We start from the raw sequence: 16,597 nt of genomic DNA, 5'->3' as shown, positions 1-16,597 counted from the left end.
CGAAATCCCTAGTCTGTTACGGTGCTCTCCTCCTGCGTTACTATGAAATGCAGGAAGGGGGAGAAAGGGATGAAAGCGGTAACAACGAGTGAGCCTGAACTGGGATTAACCAGGAAAAGGACAAAGTGGACAACATTCAAAAGCCAAAAAGTGTTGTACATGATGTCCGTACCCTTCGTGCTATGGGTTTTGGTGTTCCAGTACTTGCCCTTGTGGGGCTGGACCATGGCTTTCCAAAATTATAAACCGGGAAAGAGCTTCCTCGAACAAAAATGGGTAGGATTCGAGCACTTTGCCGCTTTATTTCAGGATGACCGATTCTATCTGGTGCTTAGAAATACGCTGGCTATGAGTGGCTTGGGACTCGTCGCTGGATTTGTATTCCCTGTCATGTTTGCCTTGCTGCTAAATGAAGTTAGGGTACAGGTGTTGAAACGTTTTGTACAGACGGTATCGTACCTGCCCCATTTTGTATCGTGGGTCGTTGCGGCCGGGATTGTGAGCAAAATGCTGTCCACGGACGGAGGCGTAGTGAATGCTGTCTTAATGAGCCTTCATTTGATAGATCAGCCAATTCAATTTATGGCGAAGGGCAACATGTTCTGGGGGATTGTAACCGCGGCTGACGTCTGGAAGGAGACCGGCTGGAACGCCATTATCTACTTGGCCGCCATCGCGGGGATTGGACCGGAGTTGTATGAGGCGGCGAGAGTGGATGGAGCTAGCCGATTGCGCCAGATGTGGCATATTACGCTGCCGGGCATCAGGCCGACGATTATCGTTCTATTAATTATGTCGATCGGTCATTTGATTGGCATTGGGTTTGAGAGACAGTTTCTGCTTGGCAACCATATGGTCAGTGATTATTCCGAGGTCCTCGATTTATATTCTCTAAAATATGGGCTTGAAATGGGACGTTATTCTTTTGGTACGGCGATTAACATTTTTAATTCCGTCATCAGTCTCATGCTGCTGTTTATTGCGAACGGAGCGTTCAAGAGAATAGCGAATGAAAGCATCATGTAAGGGAAGGAGGAGCTTGCCATAGCTTCCAAATCGTTATTCGATAGATTATTTGACGTCGTTGTCTATGTTCTTATTACGCTCATTACGATCATTACACTGTATCCGTTCTTAAACGTGCTGGCGATTTCTTTTAACGACTCGGTAGATACCGTCAGGGGGGGCATTACGATCTATCCGCGAGATTTCACCTTGCAGAATTACAAGCTGATTTTCAGCTACGACGGTCTCATTACCGGGTTTAAAATATCCGTTCTGCGTACGGTAGTCGGCACGATTGCGGGACTGATCAGCGGTTCGATGATTGCCTTTACTTTGGCCCGGACGGAATTCCAGGGTAGGAAGTTCATCTCGACCTTCTTGGCGATAACGATGTACGTGTCAGGCGGGCTCATTCCAGGTTTCGTTCTGATTCGTAATTTGGACCTGGTGAACACGTTTGCCGTCTATATTTTGCCGGGGCTTGTAAGTGCTTTCAACATATTTGTCATACGCTCGTTTATTGACGGTATTCCCTATGCCCTTCAGGAGTCTGCGAAGCTGGATGGGGCGAATGATTTCACGATTTACTATAGAGTGATTCTTCCTTTATGCAAGCCGGCATTGGCCACTGTTGCTCTGTTCCTTGCCGTGGGCCAGTGGAATTCCTGGTTCGATACTTATTTATTTAACGGCTCTAATAGCAAGCTGACTACCTTGCAATATGAATTGATGAAAGTGCTGCAGAGCACGACAGTGAATGCGAACAATGTTCGAGGGGACAACATGAACCAATTGATGGCCCAGATCTCTCCGGATTCCGTCAAGATGGCTATTACGATCGTAGCTACGATCCCGATTCTCGTCGTATATCCATTTTTGCAGAAGTATTTTGTGAAAGGGATGACTCTCGGTGCAGTCAAAAGCTAGTGGAACCCGATGATCCATAGATCCGGTATCGTCAGGCGTGGACCTGTTCAATACGCAATAACAAATAAGGGGGATTAATATGAGGCTAAGAAGCAAGGGGCTGGCAGTTTCACTACTGGTTCTGCTTATGCTGTCTACTGCATTAACGGGTTGTGGCGGGGCCAAAAATGAGGGGCAGCCTGACGAATCACAGCAATTAAACACAAAACAGCCGGGTGAAGTCATCACGTTGACGTATTTCTCTGAGGATGCGAACCCGAATTGGAATAAGATGCAGGACCGTATTGGTAAAATCATTACCGAAAAGACGGGGGTAGTCCTGGATGCCGAGTTTGCGGTCGGTGATCCCGGGCAGAAGGTATCTATTATGGCCGCTACCGGGGAATACCCTGATCTAATCGCGGCCAAATCCGATTTGGGCAAATTGGCCGACGTCGGAGCGGTTCTTGATTTAACCGACCTGATTGAACAACATGCCCCCAATATTAAGAAGATGTTAGGGGACAAGATTGTCCGGACAAAATACAGCCTGGAGGATCAGGCGATCTATGCCATTCCTACCTGGTCTGCTGTAGATGAGAAGAAATTCAGAGCAGAGCACGGGTTTGAATTGCAGCATCGGGTTGTAAAAGAAGCCGGATATCCAGAAATTCGTACCCTTCAGGATTACGAGAAGGTCATCTCCGACTTTTTAGCGAAGCATCCTACCGATGAGAACGGCAATAAGAATATCGGTCTCTCCCTAAATGCAGATGATTGGCATATGTACATGGTGACCAATGTGGGCTTCATGACGACTGGTGCGCCTGACGATGGAGAGTATTATGTCGATCAGGAAACTTTTGACGTGACTTATCACTTCCGCCGCCCGGAAGAGAAAGAATATTTCCGCTGGCTAAACCACATGAACGATATTGGCCTCTTGGACCCGGAGAGCTTCGTTCAGAAGACCGATCAGTTCAAGTCTAAAGTAGCGTCAGGACGCGTACTTGGTCTCATTGTTCCGATGTGGGAGTTCGGTGATGCGCAGCAATCGCTGAAAGCGGCCGGCAAGTTCGATCATACCTATGGCCATTATCCAGTAACATTGAGCCAAGAATATAAAGATCCCAGCTTCTGGTCGGCAGGCTTTGACGGCGGGTATGGTGTAGCGATATCCAGTGAATGCAAAGATCCTGTAGCGGCCATCAGGTTTCTGGACTACCTTGCTTCCGAAGAGGGGCAAGTTCTGGTGAACTGGGGCGTTGAAGGCATCGATTACGTAGTGGAGAATGGCAAGCGTTTTGTGCCGAAAGACATTCAGGAGAAAATGGACCGCGAGGGTACGGCTTACACTAAAGAAGCCGGCCTGGGATTCTATTGGAACATGATGGTGCATTATGGAGATGGAATTAAAGATTCCACTGGCAACTATTTTACCAAGACGAATGCCGAGGAGCTGACGGCTTCCTACAGTGAGCCGGAGAAAGAAGCGCTGGCTGCATACAATATAGAGCATTGGAAGGGCCTCTTCCCTAGTGAAGAGGATTTCCCGGAGCGAAAGGCTGGCGCAGTATACAACATTTCATTACCGGCAGATAACAAGGCGACTATACTGGGAGCCAAAATGAAGGATATTACATGGAAGCGCATCCCGGAAGCGATCATGGCGAAGCCAGCGGACTTCGATGCCATTTGGGACAGCTACATGAAGGATCTTGAAAAAGCCGGCGTCAAGGAAATGGAAGAGGCTTATGGCCAGTTTGTGAAGGACCGTGTTAAGCTGTGGTATGGAGAGTAAGAATATAGCATGAACTGGAACTGCCAACTTATTTGTTGGCAGTTTTTTTGTCACAGCGTGCCATTAGCGTATGCTGGGGGAATGTTCGAATTCATCATTAGCTAGTATCCAAATCGATGATTAAAATTTTAGATATCTACACAGTTTCCACACATTTTTTGGTTACAGTAACTTTATGTAACAAAAAAATGACAGGAGGACAGAGTAATGAACAGGAGCTTAAAGGTATTACTGGCCATCGGAACGATCAGCCTGGCGGCAGCAGGTTGCAAGAATGCTAGCAGTAAGGACGCTATGGAAGCAATGGGTCATTCCAGCATCAATATGAAGGTCTTTACACAAGAAACCCCGCAGGTGGATGGCAAAGAATATACAATCACTGCGCAAGCGAGTAATTTGGAGGTATCCGAGGGGAAGACACTGCCTGTATGGACGTTCAATAATGCTGTGCCTGGTCCGGAGATTCGAGTCAAGGTTGGGGATACCGTCAAGATTCATTTGAAAAACGAGCTTGAGGAACCCGTCTCTATTCATTGGCATGGGTATCCAGTTCCCAATCAAATGGATGGCATTCCCGGCGTCACACAGGATGCAGTAGTTCCGGGCAAATCGTTTACGTATGAGTTCAAGGCGACCGTTCCAGGCACCTACTGGTATCATTCGCATCAAGACAGCGTCAATCAGCTCGATAAGGGGCTCTATGGCGCGTTGATCGTGGAGGATCCGAAGGATAGCTACGATCGGGATTATACGCTGGTGCTTGACGAATGGGTAAGCCCGGGCAGTATGGAATCCGAGGCGAATAGCGCTGCACAACCGGATAACGGGGAAATGGCACATATGGATATGGATCATAGCAAGATGAACATGGGCGATAGGAGCGGCATGGATCACGGCAGCATGGACATGGGTGATATGGCTGGCATGGAGGGCCACGACATGAGCATGTATGATCTCTATACCATCAATGGGAAAACAGGCGACGCTATTAACAAGCTTATGGTTAAGAAGGGTGAAAAGGTTCGAATTCGCCTGATCAATGCAGGCTACCTGTCGCATACGATGCATCTGCATGGGCATGAATTCAAGGTGGTCGCTTCCGACGGTCAACCTGTAAACAGTCCGGCTGTCATTGCAGATCAAGGCATTGCTATTGCCCCAGGCGAGCGCTATGATATCGAGTTTACAGCGGACAATCCCGGCTCTTGGCTGCTAGAGGAACATGGCTCCGAAGACCGGGTGAAGAACATGAGAGCGGTGATTCAGTATGAAGGATCTTCCGTAAGGTCCGATAACTCCAACGCCTTGGAGAAGCTGCCGCAATTCGACCTTATGAAATACGGTCGGCAAGCGAAGACGAAGTTCGCTTTGAATCAACTCTTTGATCAAGAGGTGCTCCTAAATCTGAATACGGAAATGCAGGATGGTGAGATGGTCTATACGATTAACGGAAAGGTATTTCCGGATACCGATTCGATCAAGGTGGATCAAGGGGAGAAGGTCAAGCTCACCTTTGTCAATCAGTCGAAGACTGAAGATCACCCAATGCATCTGCACGGGCATTTCTTCCAGGTACTTAGTAAAGATGGACAAGCACTTGATGGTGCGCCTGTCATTAAGGACACTCTCAATGTGAAGCCGGGCGAGAAATATGTGGTTGCATTCGAAGCGGATAACCCCGGGGAGTGGATGTTCCATTGTCACGATCTGCACCATGCATCCGCAGGTATGATGACCGATGTCATATATAGGGGTTATCAAAGCGGCTACACCCCTGATCCAAGTGTAGGGAATAAGCCGGAATAAGGGGAAGACTCCTGCGGGTGTTTGCACCTTCAGGAGTTTTTTGCCGTTATTGAAGGCCCCACACGGTTTCTACACATTTATGATCTACAATTCAGGTGTACAAAACTTTTATCGGATACGGAGGAGTTGGAGATGGATTGGATATGGCTGGTGCTGATGTGCCCACTCATGATGGTGATCATGATGTTTGGAATGCGTGGAGGTCATGGACAAGGACGTGGTTCACATGGAAAAGGAATTGCCGAGGATACCGAGCGGATGCAGCGGGAGATCAATGAATTAAAGGCTCAGAATGAGCAGCTGCGCAGAGATATTCAAAGTGTGACCTGTTAGAATGGTCACCATAAGGAGGAAGGAACGTTGAAGGAGTACCGTTTGCCGTTTGCCGATTCTTGAAAGGACGGTTTGTTTCGTTTACATTGGGGGGAGGAATTCACTAAGAAGGTGAAAGCAGTGGCTAAGCTTCATGTGCTTGTAGTAGATGACGAATGGAATATGCGGAACCTGCTTCGGATATATCTCCAGCGAGAGGGCTTTGAGGTCAAGGAGGCTTCGTCGGGTTACGAGACCTTATCGATGATTCGGCAGCAAACCTTTGATCTGATGATACTGGATGTGATGATGCCAGGCATGGATGGCTGGCAGGTATGCAAAGCTGTTCGGGAGAGCGACACTATGCCTATCCTGATGCTTACCGCCCGTTCAGAAACCAAAGACAAGGTTCATGGGCTGGGCATCGGGGCCGATGATTACCTGACCAAGCCTTTTGAACCCGAAGAGCTGGTCGCCCGCGTATTTTCGTTACTAAGACGCTCCATGCTCCATCAGGCGCAGAAGCAGCTTGAACCCAGCCTGGAATTTCACAGCCTCAGCATCTATGCAGAGGCCCGAGAGGTTCGTATCCATGACGTCAACATCGATTTTACACCGAAGGAATTTGATTTACTGCTCTATCTGGCACAAAATAACCAGCGCACCTTTGAGCGAGAAGGATTGGTGGAGCGGCTATGGGGGTACGAGTATACAGGGGATACCCGTGTCGTGGATACTCATATCAAGAATATCCGGGAGAAATTGCAGCGCGCCGGACTTGGCTATGATCCCATCCAAACCGTTTGGGGAGTAGGCTATAAATTTGCCGCACAGGGAGGAGAAGGATGAGCAGCAATCGGATCGGGATGAAGTTAGGCGCTATCATCGCTGCGATTTTCTTAGTTGTTCTTCTCTTCCTTGGCGTAAGTCTATATCAAATGTTTTCGAGCTTTTACCAGAGGGAGATGAGAACAGAGGTCGAAGAGAAGACCTCCCATTTCACGACTATGGCGGAAACGACAGAGGCCTCTATGGAGGAAATGATTCTGACTTTCGCCGATTTTTCCAATGTCAGTCTGTTTTATATCAATGCCGCAGGAGAGATTACCCTGCATTCCGGTGAACACGACGCTGCCGACCGCTCGTTTATCCGGCCTGAGGGCCTGGAGCAAATCTTTGCTGGACAGTCGATTCAATTAGAGCACAAGGATCCGCTTGGCCGTCGCTATATGGTGATTGGGCGTCCAATCTACCAGGATCATGAGGTGTCTTCCGCGATTTATGTGATGTCATCCACGCTAAGCATGGATAAGTCGCTGGCTGCCGTACGCAATCTGCTGATCCTGTCGGGAGTCGGAGCGTTCTTATTGGCCCTGGGAATTACCTGGATTACGGCGCTGCTCTTGTCACGTCCGCTGGTTATGATGCAGAAGGCGACCAAGAAAATAGCGGTCGGAGAGTTGGAGACCCGGCTGGATATCCGCAGCAAGGATGAAATCGGAGATCTGGCCGCAGCGATCAATGATCTGGCTGCCGATTTACAGCGATACCGGGATACGCGGCAGGAGTTTTTTGCGAATATTTCGCACGAGCTTAGAACGCCAATCACATACTTGGAAGGTTACGCCAAGGTCGTAAGGAATCAGTTGTACCAGACCGAAGAAGAGAAGGAGCGTTACCTGGATATTATTTATCAGGAAGGCGTCCGCATCCATCGCTTGGTGGATGATTTATTCGAGCTCGCCAAGATGGAAGAAGGCAAAGTCAGTCTGACGATGGAATGGGTGGACCTGAAGGCGGTGGTGGAACAAGCCGTTGAGAAGGTGTCGTTAAAAGCGCAGGACAAGGGATTGGCGCTGGCAGTTCATTCCCCAGGCTCAGTACCCCTGATCCGCGGTGACGGTATGCGCATGGAGCAGATTGTGCTCAACCTGCTGGAGAATGCCGTCCAATATACGAGAGAAGGTCATATTGACGTTCATTTCAATGTAACAAAAGGCACGCTCTCGCTCTCCGTAGAGGACACAGGCATTGGAATAGCGGAAGAGGAGCTGAGCTATATTTTTGATCGTTTTTACCGGGTGGAGAAATCCAGATCAAGGCAGACGGGCGGAACAGGGCTGGGATTATCGATCGTACAAAGATTAGTCGAGCTGCAAGGAGGTACTCTTCAGGTTCGAAGCAAGAGGAACGCCGGCACTCGATTTACGGTTCAATTCGTTCTCCCGGCCACGCAGGAGGAATCCCAATGAAGAAAGCGGACTGGATCATTGCCTCGCTGTTTATGGCCATCGGGCTGCTCTGTTTAACCGTCTCAGCTTCCTATTATCGAGCCGACCGTGGACTCGGTATGTTCAAATCCGCTTGCCTATGGATGGCGCTTGCTGGGGCTGGGATCTATCTCGGCTATCGCATCCTTCGATGCATGCTAGGGAGAGGAAAGAAAAAGTGACTTCCAGGAGAAGCCGCTTTTTTTTGTTTCTGCATATGTGACGATCTACACAGATTCAACATATTTGCAGAGTAAAATATAAATAGGGAATGGCTAAGCCCAGAAACGGTTGAAGTGCTGGACTATAAGAAGAGATGTGAGCGAATGCCTTTCAAAATACAAAAAGGGGATTATGTCTTGATCCTAATTCTCCTGCTAATCGCAGCGATGATATATGGATATAATCTCTTGCGGCCCACACATGAGCAGATCATGCAAGGAGAATCCTATGCGCAAATTCAGGTGGATGGCAAGATCTATCAGACCGTGAAGCTGACCAAAGAGACCCAGTGGATAGAGATTGAGACCGACAGGGGCTATGACCGGCTTCGGGTTCGCGATTACGGCATCGAAGTGGTAGAGTCCGACTGCCCGGAGAAAATATGCTTTACGTTTGGACATATCACGAAGTCCAGTGAAGTGATTATCTGCTTGCCGCTTCGCATGTATATTACCATCATCCGTGATGCGCCCAGCGGCGAAGATGAACTGGATGCCATTGTTTCGTAATTTGCACTAGCGGGAGTCCTGGCCCGGGGCTATTGAGGGGAGGTGAACATCATGAGAGCAAAAACCATCGCCATCATAGGCGCGGTAGTTCTGACCATCGGGATCGGCACAGCCGCCTATGCTGCAGAGGCAGGTCCTTCTGCCTTCAGAGACATGCTTCCATTCATGAAAGAAATGCATCCGAATTTGAATGATTCGCAGTTGGAGCAGATGTACAACAGTTGTCATCAAAGAGAAGGAAATGCAGCTTCTCAAGGGATGCATTCTTACTCTTCGATGTGAGTGAATTAATCATACTGGATAGAGACCGCAGCGGCCATTGGATGGTTGCTGCGGTTTTCTCTTCAGGGGCAGTAGATTAAAATTTTTTGTGCCGCAGGTCATCTAACGAAGAGTAAAGTCAAGGGATTCTTGAATGTCTAACCCTCGCTGAAAGTAAAGAGTATAATCTCCCTTCTCCCAATCCAAATTATGAAGTCGCATTTCAAATGCGGCTAAGTCAGAGGTTTCTCTCATTTTCTCTTGCTGAAGAATTTCCTTATCCCCGCGTTTTGTTATATATAATTGAGCTTGAAATAAGCTTTCCTTCTGATCTGGATAAATGGCTATCGCAGTTAATGGAGCAGTGTTCATAAAATCATTAGAGCTGCCGTTTATTTTCGGGAATTCATGATTGGCTGTAAATCCAAGCTGGAGATCATAGCTGCTATTCGTCGTTAGATTCGAAAATAACGCTCGGGACAGCATCCAGACGGAGACGATCCCTAGAATTGAAATGATGAGTAGGGAGGTTTTTCTTGGCATCATTGCTTTCACCTTTCCTATGGCAGGCTAGCGCTTAGCATTACTTTTGTAACGGCTGGTGGACTATATTCCATTGTACTGAATGTGTTCCATGTAATACCCTTTCTGTGAAAACAAATGTAATATTACTGTAAGCTATACAACTGAGATTAATTTGCAAGGGAGCATCAGATATGGCCATCCGTCGTGGAACTGTAGATCAGGATTACATTATTGAGCGTGTCACAGAGATATTTCAATGCAGAGTTTTATGGAGCGAAGGACGTCCATGCTTGGAGTATAAAAGTGCCCGAGAGCTGGATCAAATTTCGGAGTATGTCCAAGCTCATTTTGAAGTAGAGCTTCTGGATGTATTTTTTACAGCGGTGGAGAGCTTGCCGGCAGACTAGAGTGAATTCGTCACGAAAGTAGGCGAAGCTACGGCGATGGGCGTATTAAGGCTTTGCGGCCTGTTCGCTGGCCTCGCACTGAATATATTCCAAGTGTTGAAATCCCCAGCCGCACATCTCCGTCAGTACCTTGTGAAGAGATTTGCCGTAATCCGATATGGAATATTCCACTTTAGGGGGGATTTCTTGATGAATCGTTCGGATCACCAGGCCGTCTCGCTCCAATTCACGCAGCTGATTGGTCAGCATGCCTTGCGTGATATTCGGGAGCAGGCGTCTTAGTTCGCCGAAGCGTTTCGTGCCGTCCTGCAGCAAAATGAATAAAATTAAAGGCTTCCACTTTCCTCCGACCACGCGGAGTGTGGTCAATATACCCGCCGTCTTTCCGTCATCGCGCACCTCGTCCATCATCGTCGTCCATGCTCCTTTCGTGTGGGTACCTATTACCAGAGATTTTACCAGAGGGCTGTGAAATAGAACAGTACGATCATTAGCAGTACTTAGTATGGTTTACAGTACTTAAGGGGACGTCTAAATACGACTGGATGTCTGGCTGGATATCCTGCAAAATGTACGATTAGACATACATAGTACGAAAATAATGCGTACTTTACATCCCAGAGCATTCTCGCCAATAATGGGATTGCATCGCGATGCACCATTGTAGGAAGGAGAAATGCTGGTGAAAATCATGGCTATTCTAGCACATCCCGATATGAACGCTTCTCGGGCAAACAGGGCGTTATGTCTGGAATTACAGCGATCGGGAGTGCGGCTTCATGATCTCTATGAGGCGTATCCGGACTGGAAAATCGATGTGGAGCAAGAACAGCAGCTGTTATTGGAGCATGACAGAATCATTCTTCAATTCCCTTTATACTGGTACAGCAGCCCGCCGCTGCTCAAAAAATGGTTCGATGATGTACTGGAGTATGGCTGGGCCTACGGATCAGGTGGAGATAAGCTGAAGGGCAAAGCCTTCATGGTAGCAACGACGACTGGAGGGTCGGATAAAGAGTATTGCTCAGGAGGTTTTAACCGATATACCCTTAGCGAGCTTCTTCGGCCGATCGAGAGAACCCTGACCCGGTGCGATGCTGAATTTCTGCCGCCATTCGTGACATACAATACAACGAATGCGACGGATGTAGAACTCCAGCAGGAAGCGAGGCATTATGCGGAGATCCTGCGGATGCCATCGGAGCTGCTAATCAGTTAGAACCACAGCAATTAAAAATGGTCCTGTAAGTACTCCTTACAGGGCCATATTGAAGAATATATTAGGTATGCCTCTTATCTATAATCGGTTCTTACTTCGCCCGGCATCGTAAAAGCCATGACTCCCTCCGAGTCAGTGACCCTATCGGCAACAGTGTGTTTGTAAGCAAGAGTCGTATATTTGTAGTTCGTATCGATCATCCAACTCATCATGGCCGTGCTTCTAGTTGCCGGCTTTGGGGGGTTACACTGGTTAATGATAAGCAGTCTGATATGATATAATAATAGTAACTATTCAATCGGAGGTGTCGAAGATGCGATGGGATGAGGTTAAAGAACGTTTTCCCAATGAATGGGTCGTTCTAGAGGCAACCAAAGCGTATTCTAAGGAAGGTCAACGTTTCATAGAAGAGATGACCGTCATTGACTCCTTCGAGGATTCCACCAAAGCATTGAAGCGGTATAGTGAACTGCACCAGGAGGACCCTCACCGTGAGTATTGTTTTTTCCACACATCCCGTTCAGAGGTAGTAGCGCGTGAACGATATGTAGGGATTAGAGGGCCGAGATGAACATAGCAGAAATATATGGACTTCCCTTCGTAAGCATAACGGTCGCATTTAGGGGGAAAGAATTAAGGCTCGAGAAGGTTTTACTCGACACCGGCTCGGCGAGCACGCTTTTGAATGCGGATATCGTACAAGAAATAGGTATGGTTCCCGAGGAAAATGATGTAGTGGATATTATACGGGGCGTGGGCGGTGTAGAATACGTATACACCAAATACTTGGACTCCATTCTAGTTGGAGAAGCAACACTTAAAGATTTTCAAGTTGAAATCGGAAATATGGATTATGGCATGGAAATCGACGGAATACTAGGATTTAATTTTTTGAAGCAAGCAGAAGCATTGATAGATGTGGGAGCCATGGAATTAAAGACCCGTATTTGCTAATCGACAGGTTCGTGGATTTGAACTTCATAATATAATTTTATTTAAAAAGGGGCTTGGCCACGGAACTTGTGGCAGGCTCCTTTTGGTGTTGTCAGATATCATCTCAACACAATTAAATTTTACTCAGAATCCACTAAAAAATTGTGTCTAAATCGTGAAAGTCACTCTATATATAGGGGCAAAAGTTCTTGACTTATAGAAATTTTTTTTGATATGGTAATAAACAGACCGGTTGGTATGGAGGTGCAACGGGATGGATACGAAATCGCGGATCATCGAAATCGCGACAGCCCTTTTTCAGCAGAAAGGATATATGGGCGTAGGATTAAATGAAATTTTAAAAGCATGCAATATCTCGAAAGGCTCGCTGTACCATCACTTTCCGAATGGAAAGGAGGAGCTGCTGATCGCTTGTCTTCAGGCTTTGAATGAAGCCATCACGGAGGACATTGAAGAAGTATTCAAGCGGCATGCGAATACGCAGGAGGCCACCGTCGCCGTCATTGATAAGTTGATCGGGCATCTGGAGACGGAAGGGACCGTTGCCGGGTACACGTTCAGCAGTATCGTCAGTGAAATGGCTGCGGTCAACGAGCCGGTGCGAAAGGCATGCGATCAGCTGTATCAGAGGATACAGAACATTTATTATCATAAGCTTGCAGCCGATGGATTTGCAGAATCTACGGCAAAATCAGTGGCGCTAACGATGACGGCTGCGATCGAAGGAGGCATGCTGTTCTGTCTGACGCAGAAGAGCACGGAGCCGCTTCGAGTCATCGCGCAAACTTTGCCGAATCTTTTAAAGGGGTTATTATCGAGTGAGTAAAGAGATCAAAACAGGGCCCATCATGGCCGCGCTTCTTGTCGCCGGCTTTGTGGGGCTTTTTAGTGAGACGGCATTGAATATCGCCTTGGGCGAGTTAGGTCAATTATTTAAGGTGGGTCCCACGACGGTGCAATGGCTGGCAACGGGGTATTTTTTAACGTTGGGCATTCTAGTGCCGGTCACCGGGATTCTGATGCAAAAATTCACCACACGGCAAATGTTCATAAATTCGATACTATTATTTATTTTTGGCACGATTCTCGCCGCGACGGCTCCCTCATTTAGCGTATTGCTGGCGGGTCGCATTATTCAAGCTGCAGGATTGGCCATTAACCTGCCGCTCACGCAGAACGTCATATTTACAATCTTCCCTCCGCATAAACGAGGCGGCGCCATGGGCGTAATGGGCTTGGTGATGCTGGCGGGACCCGCATTAGGTCCAACCATAGCCGGACTTATTATGGATACCTTATCCTGGCACTGGGTCTTCTGGGTGACCTTGCCCTTCCTGCTGTTCTCGCTCGTGTTCGGGTTCATGTATTTGCGGAATGTCAATGAGCCGCGCCAGGTATCGATCGATGCGCTATCCGTCATTCTGTCGACGATTGGCTTCGGGGGGGTCGTGTACGGTGTCAGCGTTGCCGGCAGCCTGGGATGGACCAGCATGACGGTGATCAGCATGATGGCCGTTGGACTCCTCGCGTTGATTCTTTTTGCGGTTCGACAAACGAAAATGGACAGCCCGATGCTCAACCTGAAGGCATTCCGTTACCCGTTATTCGTGCTCGGGGTCATCATGAGCTTCGTGACCTTCTTCAATATGTTATCCATGCTCGTGGTTCTGCCGATGTACATGCAGATGGCTTTATTGGTTGCCGCCTTTGCGACCGGCCTTATACTTCTGCCAGGCAGCCTGCTGAACTGCGTATTAGCGCCAATGATCGGCAGAATGTTTGATAAATACGGCCCGAAGGCGGTCATTACGCCGGGAACGATTCTCGTGGCCTTGAGCTATGGAGCCTATTCCCTGTTCGGCACGGGCACCGCCCTGTGGCTGATTGTGCTGACCCATATCGTCATGATGTTAGGCATCGGGATGGTGCTGGCCTCCGTGCAGACCAACACGTTGAACTCTCTGCCGAGACAGTACTATCCGGACGGCATCGCCCTAACCCAGACGATCCAGCAGGTATCCGGCGCAATCGGCATCGCGGTCATGGTATCGATCTTGTCAGCCAAGCAGAACAGCTTCCTGGCGACCATCGCCAATGAACCGACCCAGGCGGTCGCTACGGGCTCCTCGCTGGTGTTCAAGATCAGCTTGCTGCTGGCGGTCGTTAATGTGGTGTTGTCGTTGTTTATGAAGAAGCCTAGTTTGCAGGCACAACCTTAAATATGCTAAGTAAAGGAGCCATCTCCATATCGGAGGGCTCCTTGCTTACATTTTTGGGACTCATCAGAAGTCTATGGGGCTTGTATTGAAATAGCGGATTAATCAACTAGTCGATTGCTACTAGCCTCCAGTCTCCCTTGTCATTCTTATTGAAATAGAAAATCTTCGATTTTTCTGTAATATTGTTATCTAGTAGGACTGTTCCAAGAACGACTACGGATATGCGTCCACTCCGATCTTCTTCTAAGCTATTTATTTCATCGTAGGTAGCTATATTATCAAATCCATGCATATTAGCCTCCATTGTCTCAGCATCTATAAATTGATTTTTAAGTTCTTCCTTGTCTTTATTGGTTAAGGCTTCCAAGGTTTCTTTTAAAACTGTCTTGATTTGTTCATTCATTAATGGCTCATTGACCGAGTCCCAATCAATGAATACACCGGGAGTAAAATCAATAGCGGATGTTTCTATATTCTCCTCTACAGAGTTAGTATGTTCTTTTGTAATGGGGGGTGGTGAGCTATTGGGGGTTGTATTAGTTGTGTTACCACATCCGCTCAAAAGGCTAATCATAAAAACAGTAGTAATGATTCGGTTTATTGTCCTCATTAAACTATCCTCTTTTCCTGGTTTATTAAGTAGGACGCTTTAGGAGGGGGACTAGTTTCCGATATATGTAAAAAATCTCCAAAGTATGCTCAATAAATGCTACGGTGGGTTGATTGGGATTTGGAAGTGAATATTGGGGAAGTCGCTCTTTGAGCGGCTTTTTTGTTGTTAATGGAGAAGGGGCAGTAGCGAGCCATTAGCGTATACTGATCAATGTTCGGATTAATCAAAATGATGGAATTTACCGATTTACATAATAAAGGAATTTGGGGGCCGGTAAAACCTTCCAGTGGATTGTTTGTGGGAATATCATTAAAAATTGTAGGCCTGGATAACGAAGGATGCTCCTTCGAGCTAGATGATGAATTATTGGCATGATTGGAGGAAGCTTATGCGAAATAAATGGCGTATATATGGTGGAATAACCTTAATTCTACTTCTAATCGCTTATATTGCTTATATGCAATTTGACTACTGCGAACAATCGAAACAGAAGTCCCACGAACGTCAAAAAATGGAGCAAGATCTGAGGTCGAAGGAAAAGCAAATTGAGTTTTATTTTAATAAAGTTAATGAGCTCATTACGGCAAGTCAGAAGGCTAATGTGAAAGTTGATTCACTGGATGGAAGAATAGAAGATATGAATCTGGATGATCAATTGGTGTGGGATGTTTTAAGTACATATGAATACAAAGAGATTGTGGCGGAATATAGAAAATACTATGGTGTTATCGATGAATACAGCATCCCCGAAAACGAAACTTTAGGCGGTCTAAGATATAAAATGAAGGAAAGCATCGCTGAAGGGTATGATTTATTGCCAAAGTATTATGGAATAACTAATGTATTGATGTGTTTGGATACGAAGGAGTTCATAGAATTGAACAGCTTATTCCAAGAACATTTTGGCGATGTCATCCCGACCGAAGTAATTGGTGGAACAATGGAGCAACTGATAGATATCGTGAATAAAAGTGTGAAGGAAGGGAAGAATCTCCTGCCTGAGTATTACGGGTATGGGAGGAATCGGGATGCTTATTATTGATTTTAGATGACAATAGGTTCGGGATGTTTTGGATTCAAAAGAATACAATAATCTAACGAAGAGTAAAATCAAGGGATTCTTGAATATCTAAACCTCGTTTGAAGTAAAGAGTATATTCTCCCTTTTCCCATTCTAAATTATTAAGTTTCATTTCAAACGCGGCTAAGTCATTAGTCTCTCTCATTTTCTCTTGCTGAAGAATTTCACTTTCTCCATGTTTTGTTACATATAATTGAGCCTGAAGTAAGCTTTCTTTCTTATCTGGATAAATGGCTATAGCAGTTAATGGAGCACTGTTAATAAAGTTATTAGAACTATCGTTTATTTTGGGCAATTCGTGATTTTGTGTAAACCCAAGTTGGAGATCGTAGTTGCTGTTCGTGGTTAGATTCGAAAATAACACTCGAGATAATAAAAAGATAGAGATTATACCTAAAATTGAAATGATAATTAGGGTGGTTTTTCTTTTCATAATTGCATTCCCCTTTCAATTATCTAATAAAATTTATCGGATAATAAACCGAAC

Annotated in this window: 23 protein-coding genes; 18 read left to right on the top strand and 5 right to left on the bottom strand. The window is 46.7% G+C overall.

Annotated elements, in window-relative coordinates; translation table 11 throughout:
* The first annotated feature begins 69 nt into the window (after positions 1-69).
* The 10 genes from ACYUJT_RS10090 (at position 70) to ACYUJT_RS10045 (ending at position 9,113) form a co-directional block, all read left to right on the top strand.
* The gene (locus ACYUJT_RS10090) at positions 70-1,026 is read left to right on the top strand and encodes an ABC transporter permease (RefSeq protein WP_460321264.1); all 957 of its coding nucleotides are present in this window, start codon (positions 70-72) and stop codon (positions 1,024-1,026) included.
* An 18-nt stretch (positions 1,027-1,044) separates the two neighbouring features.
* Entirely contained in the window at positions 1,045-1,932 is an 888-nt protein-coding gene (locus ACYUJT_RS10085; protein ID WP_460321614.1) for a carbohydrate ABC transporter permease, read from the top strand.
* A 79-nt stretch (positions 1,933-2,011) separates the two neighbouring features.
* Complete coding sequence (locus ACYUJT_RS10080; protein WP_460321262.1) at positions 2,012-3,712, top strand: ABC transporter substrate-binding protein; 1,701 nt, start codon at positions 2,012-2,014, stop codon at positions 3,710-3,712.
* Between the two features lie 207 nt (positions 3,713-3,919).
* Positions 3,920-5,518 (top strand): multicopper oxidase family protein, encoded by a 1,599-nt coding sequence (locus tag ACYUJT_RS10075; protein ID WP_460321260.1) that lies wholly within the window; start codon positions 3,920-3,922, stop codon positions 5,516-5,518.
* Between the two features lie 132 nt (positions 5,519-5,650).
* Positions 5,651-5,851 (top strand): DUF2933 domain-containing protein, encoded by a 201-nt coding sequence (locus ACYUJT_RS10070; RefSeq protein ID WP_460321257.1) that lies wholly within the window; start codon positions 5,651-5,653, stop codon positions 5,849-5,851.
* A gap of 120 nt (positions 5,852-5,971) precedes the next feature.
* Positions 5,972-6,679 (top strand): response regulator transcription factor, encoded by a 708-nt coding sequence (locus ACYUJT_RS10065; RefSeq protein WP_460321254.1) that lies wholly within the window; start codon positions 5,972-5,974, stop codon positions 6,677-6,679.
* Positions 6,676-8,082: a sensor histidine kinase gene (locus ACYUJT_RS10060; RefSeq protein WP_460321252.1), complete on the top strand. Its 1,407-nt coding sequence runs from the start codon at positions 6,676-6,678 to the stop codon at positions 8,080-8,082. Before ACYUJT_RS10065 ends, ACYUJT_RS10060 begins: the two co-directional genes overlap by 4 nt.
* Positions 8,079-8,282 (top strand): hypothetical protein, encoded by a 204-nt coding sequence (locus ACYUJT_RS10055; protein ID WP_460321250.1) that lies wholly within the window; start codon positions 8,079-8,081, stop codon positions 8,280-8,282. The genes ACYUJT_RS10060 and ACYUJT_RS10055 overlap by 4 nt, the downstream gene beginning before the upstream one ends.
* A gap of 177 nt (positions 8,283-8,459) precedes the next feature.
* Entirely contained in the window at positions 8,460-8,831 is a 372-nt protein-coding gene (locus tag ACYUJT_RS10050) for a NusG domain II-containing protein (protein ID WP_460321247.1), read from the top strand.
* Positions 8,832-8,882: 51 nt separating this feature from the next.
* Positions 8,883-9,113, top strand: coding sequence for a hypothetical protein (locus ACYUJT_RS10045; protein WP_460321244.1), 231 nt, complete (start codon positions 8,883-8,885; stop codon positions 9,111-9,113).
* Between the two features lie 102 nt (positions 9,114-9,215).
* Here the strand turns inward: ACYUJT_RS10045 and ACYUJT_RS10040 are convergent, their stop codons facing one another.
* A complete protein-coding gene (locus tag ACYUJT_RS10040) occupies positions 9,216-9,635 on the bottom strand; it encodes a hypothetical protein (RefSeq protein ID WP_460321242.1) in 420 nt (139 codons plus the stop codon).
* Positions 9,636-9,808: 173 nt separating this feature from the next.
* Between ACYUJT_RS10040 and ACYUJT_RS10035 the strand changes: the two genes are divergently transcribed.
* Complete coding sequence (locus ACYUJT_RS10035; protein ID WP_460321239.1) at positions 9,809-10,024, top strand: hypothetical protein; 216 nt, start codon at positions 9,809-9,811, stop codon at positions 10,022-10,024.
* A gap of 45 nt (positions 10,025-10,069) precedes the next feature.
* Here ACYUJT_RS10035 and ACYUJT_RS10030 read toward each other — a convergent pair whose 3' ends face one another.
* Positions 10,070-10,435 (bottom strand): winged helix-turn-helix transcriptional regulator, encoded by a 366-nt coding sequence (locus ACYUJT_RS10030; RefSeq protein ID WP_460321237.1) that lies wholly within the window; start codon positions 10,433-10,435, stop codon positions 10,070-10,072.
* A gap of 271 nt (positions 10,436-10,706) precedes the next feature.
* Between ACYUJT_RS10030 and ACYUJT_RS10025 the strand changes: the two genes are divergently transcribed.
* Positions 10,707-11,243: an NAD(P)H-dependent oxidoreductase gene (locus tag ACYUJT_RS10025; protein ID WP_460321234.1), complete on the top strand. Its 537-nt coding sequence runs from the start codon at positions 10,707-10,709 to the stop codon at positions 11,241-11,243.
* A gap of 74 nt (positions 11,244-11,317) precedes the next feature.
* Here the strand turns inward: ACYUJT_RS10025 and ACYUJT_RS10020 are convergent, their stop codons facing one another.
* Positions 11,318-11,452, bottom strand: coding sequence for a hypothetical protein (locus ACYUJT_RS10020; protein ID WP_460321231.1), 135 nt, complete (start codon positions 11,450-11,452; stop codon positions 11,318-11,320).
* Between the two features lie 104 nt (positions 11,453-11,556).
* Here ACYUJT_RS10020 and ACYUJT_RS10015 point away from each other — a divergent pair, with 104 nt between their 5' ends.
* The 4 genes from ACYUJT_RS10015 (at position 11,557) to ACYUJT_RS10000 (ending at position 14,416) form a co-directional block, all read left to right on the top strand.
* Positions 11,557-11,814 carry a hypothetical protein gene (locus tag ACYUJT_RS10015; RefSeq protein ID WP_460321228.1) on the top strand — a complete coding sequence of 86 codons (258 nt, stop codon included), beginning with the start codon at positions 11,557-11,559 and terminating at the stop codon, positions 11,812-11,814.
* Positions 11,811-12,197, top strand: a complete 387-nt coding sequence (locus tag ACYUJT_RS10010) for a retropepsin-like aspartic protease (protein WP_460321226.1) — start codon at positions 11,811-11,813, stop codon at positions 12,195-12,197. The genes ACYUJT_RS10015 and ACYUJT_RS10010 overlap by 4 nt, the downstream gene beginning before the upstream one ends.
* Before the next feature lie 253 nt (positions 12,198-12,450).
* Positions 12,451-13,023, top strand: a complete 573-nt coding sequence (locus ACYUJT_RS10005) for a TetR/AcrR family transcriptional regulator (protein ID WP_460321223.1) — start codon at positions 12,451-12,453, stop codon at positions 13,021-13,023.
* Positions 13,024-13,045: 22 nt separating this feature from the next.
* On the top strand, positions 13,046-14,416 hold the full coding sequence (locus ACYUJT_RS10000; protein ID WP_460321612.1) for a DHA2 family efflux MFS transporter permease subunit: 1,371 nt from the start codon (positions 13,046-13,048) through the stop codon (positions 14,414-14,416).
* A gap of 106 nt (positions 14,417-14,522) precedes the next feature.
* On the opposite strand, the gene ACYUJT_RS09995 is transcribed toward ACYUJT_RS10000, so the two are convergent.
* The gene (locus ACYUJT_RS09995; RefSeq protein ID WP_460321221.1) at positions 14,523-15,026 is read right to left on the bottom strand and encodes a hypothetical protein; all 504 of its coding nucleotides are present in this window, start codon (positions 15,024-15,026) and stop codon (positions 14,523-14,525) included.
* Positions 15,027-15,239: 213 nt separating this feature from the next.
* Here ACYUJT_RS09995 and ACYUJT_RS09990 point away from each other — a divergent pair, with 213 nt between their 5' ends.
* Together ACYUJT_RS09990 and ACYUJT_RS09985 are read left to right on the top strand one after the other, a co-directional pair.
* Complete coding sequence (locus tag ACYUJT_RS09990; RefSeq protein ID WP_460321219.1) at positions 15,240-15,404, top strand: hypothetical protein; 165 nt, start codon at positions 15,240-15,242, stop codon at positions 15,402-15,404.
* 13 nt (positions 15,405-15,417) lie between these two features.
* On the top strand, positions 15,418-16,071 hold the full coding sequence (locus ACYUJT_RS09985; protein ID WP_460321217.1) for a hypothetical protein: 654 nt from the start codon (positions 15,418-15,420) through the stop codon (positions 16,069-16,071).
* A 52-nt stretch (positions 16,072-16,123) separates the two neighbouring features.
* Here the strand turns inward: ACYUJT_RS09985 and ACYUJT_RS09980 are convergent, their stop codons facing one another.
* Positions 16,124-16,543, bottom strand: a complete 420-nt coding sequence (locus tag ACYUJT_RS09980; RefSeq protein WP_460321215.1) for a hypothetical protein — start codon at positions 16,541-16,543, stop codon at positions 16,124-16,126.
* Between the last annotated feature and the right edge of the window lie 54 nt (positions 16,544-16,597).

Source organism: Paenibacillus sp. YSY-4.3, assembly GCF_054767475.1.
This window is presented reverse-complemented; position numbering and strand designations above follow the sequence as displayed.

Bases quoted from the DNA above. Each gene is read 5' to 3' on its own strand.
- ACYUJT_RS10090 (WP_460321264.1), top strand. From the start codon at position 70: ATGAAAGCGGTAACAACGAGTGAGCCTGAACTGGGATTAACCAGGAAA.
- ACYUJT_RS10080 (WP_460321262.1), top strand. From the start codon at position 2,012: ATGAGGCTAAGAAGCAAGGGGCTGGCAGTTTCACTACTGGTTCTGCTT.
- ACYUJT_RS10075 (WP_460321260.1), top strand. From the start codon at position 3,920: ATGAACAGGAGCTTAAAGGTATTACTGGCCATCGGAACGATCAGCCTG.
- ACYUJT_RS10070 (WP_460321257.1), top strand. From the start codon at position 5,651: ATGGATTGGATATGGCTGGTGCTGATGTGCCCACTCATGATGGTGATC.
- ACYUJT_RS10060 (WP_460321252.1), top strand. From the start codon at position 6,676: ATGAGCAGCAATCGGATCGGGATGAAGTTAGGCGCTATCATCGCTGCG.
- ACYUJT_RS10055 (WP_460321250.1), top strand. From the start codon at position 8,079: ATGAAGAAAGCGGACTGGATCATTGCCTCGCTGTTTATGGCCATCGGG.
- ACYUJT_RS10045 (WP_460321244.1), top strand. From the start codon at position 8,883: ATGAGAGCAAAAACCATCGCCATCATAGGCGCGGTAGTTCTGACCATC.
- ACYUJT_RS10040 (WP_460321242.1), bottom strand. From the start codon at position 9,635: ATGCCAAGAAAAACCTCCCTACTCATCATTTCAATTCTAGGGATCGTC.
- ACYUJT_RS10035 (WP_460321239.1), top strand. From the start codon at position 9,809: ATGGCCATCCGTCGTGGAACTGTAGATCAGGATTACATTATTGAGCGT.
- ACYUJT_RS10030 (WP_460321237.1), bottom strand. From the start codon at position 10,435: ATGATGGACGAGGTGCGCGATGACGGAAAGACGGCGGGTATATTGACC.
- ACYUJT_RS10020 (WP_460321231.1), bottom strand. From the start codon at position 11,452: ATGAGTTGGATGATCGATACGAACTACAAATATACGACTCTTGCTTAC.
- ACYUJT_RS10015 (WP_460321228.1), top strand. From the start codon at position 11,557: ATGCGATGGGATGAGGTTAAAGAACGTTTTCCCAATGAATGGGTCGTT.
- ACYUJT_RS10010 (WP_460321226.1), top strand. From the start codon at position 11,811: ATGAACATAGCAGAAATATATGGACTTCCCTTCGTAAGCATAACGGTC.
- ACYUJT_RS10005 (WP_460321223.1), top strand. From the start codon at position 12,451: ATGGATACGAAATCGCGGATCATCGAAATCGCGACAGCCCTTTTTCAG.
- ACYUJT_RS10000 (WP_460321612.1), top strand. From the start codon at position 13,046: ATGGCCGCGCTTCTTGTCGCCGGCTTTGTGGGGCTTTTTAGTGAGACG.
- ACYUJT_RS09995 (WP_460321221.1), bottom strand. From the start codon at position 15,026: ATGAGGACAATAAACCGAATCATTACTACTGTTTTTATGATTAGCCTT.
- ACYUJT_RS09990 (WP_460321219.1), top strand. From the start codon at position 15,240: ATGTTCGGATTAATCAAAATGATGGAATTTACCGATTTACATAATAAA.
- ACYUJT_RS09985 (WP_460321217.1), top strand. From the start codon at position 15,418: ATGCGAAATAAATGGCGTATATATGGTGGAATAACCTTAATTCTACTT.
- ACYUJT_RS09980 (WP_460321215.1), bottom strand. From the start codon at position 16,543: ATGAAAAGAAAAACCACCCTAATTATCATTTCAATTTTAGGTATAATC.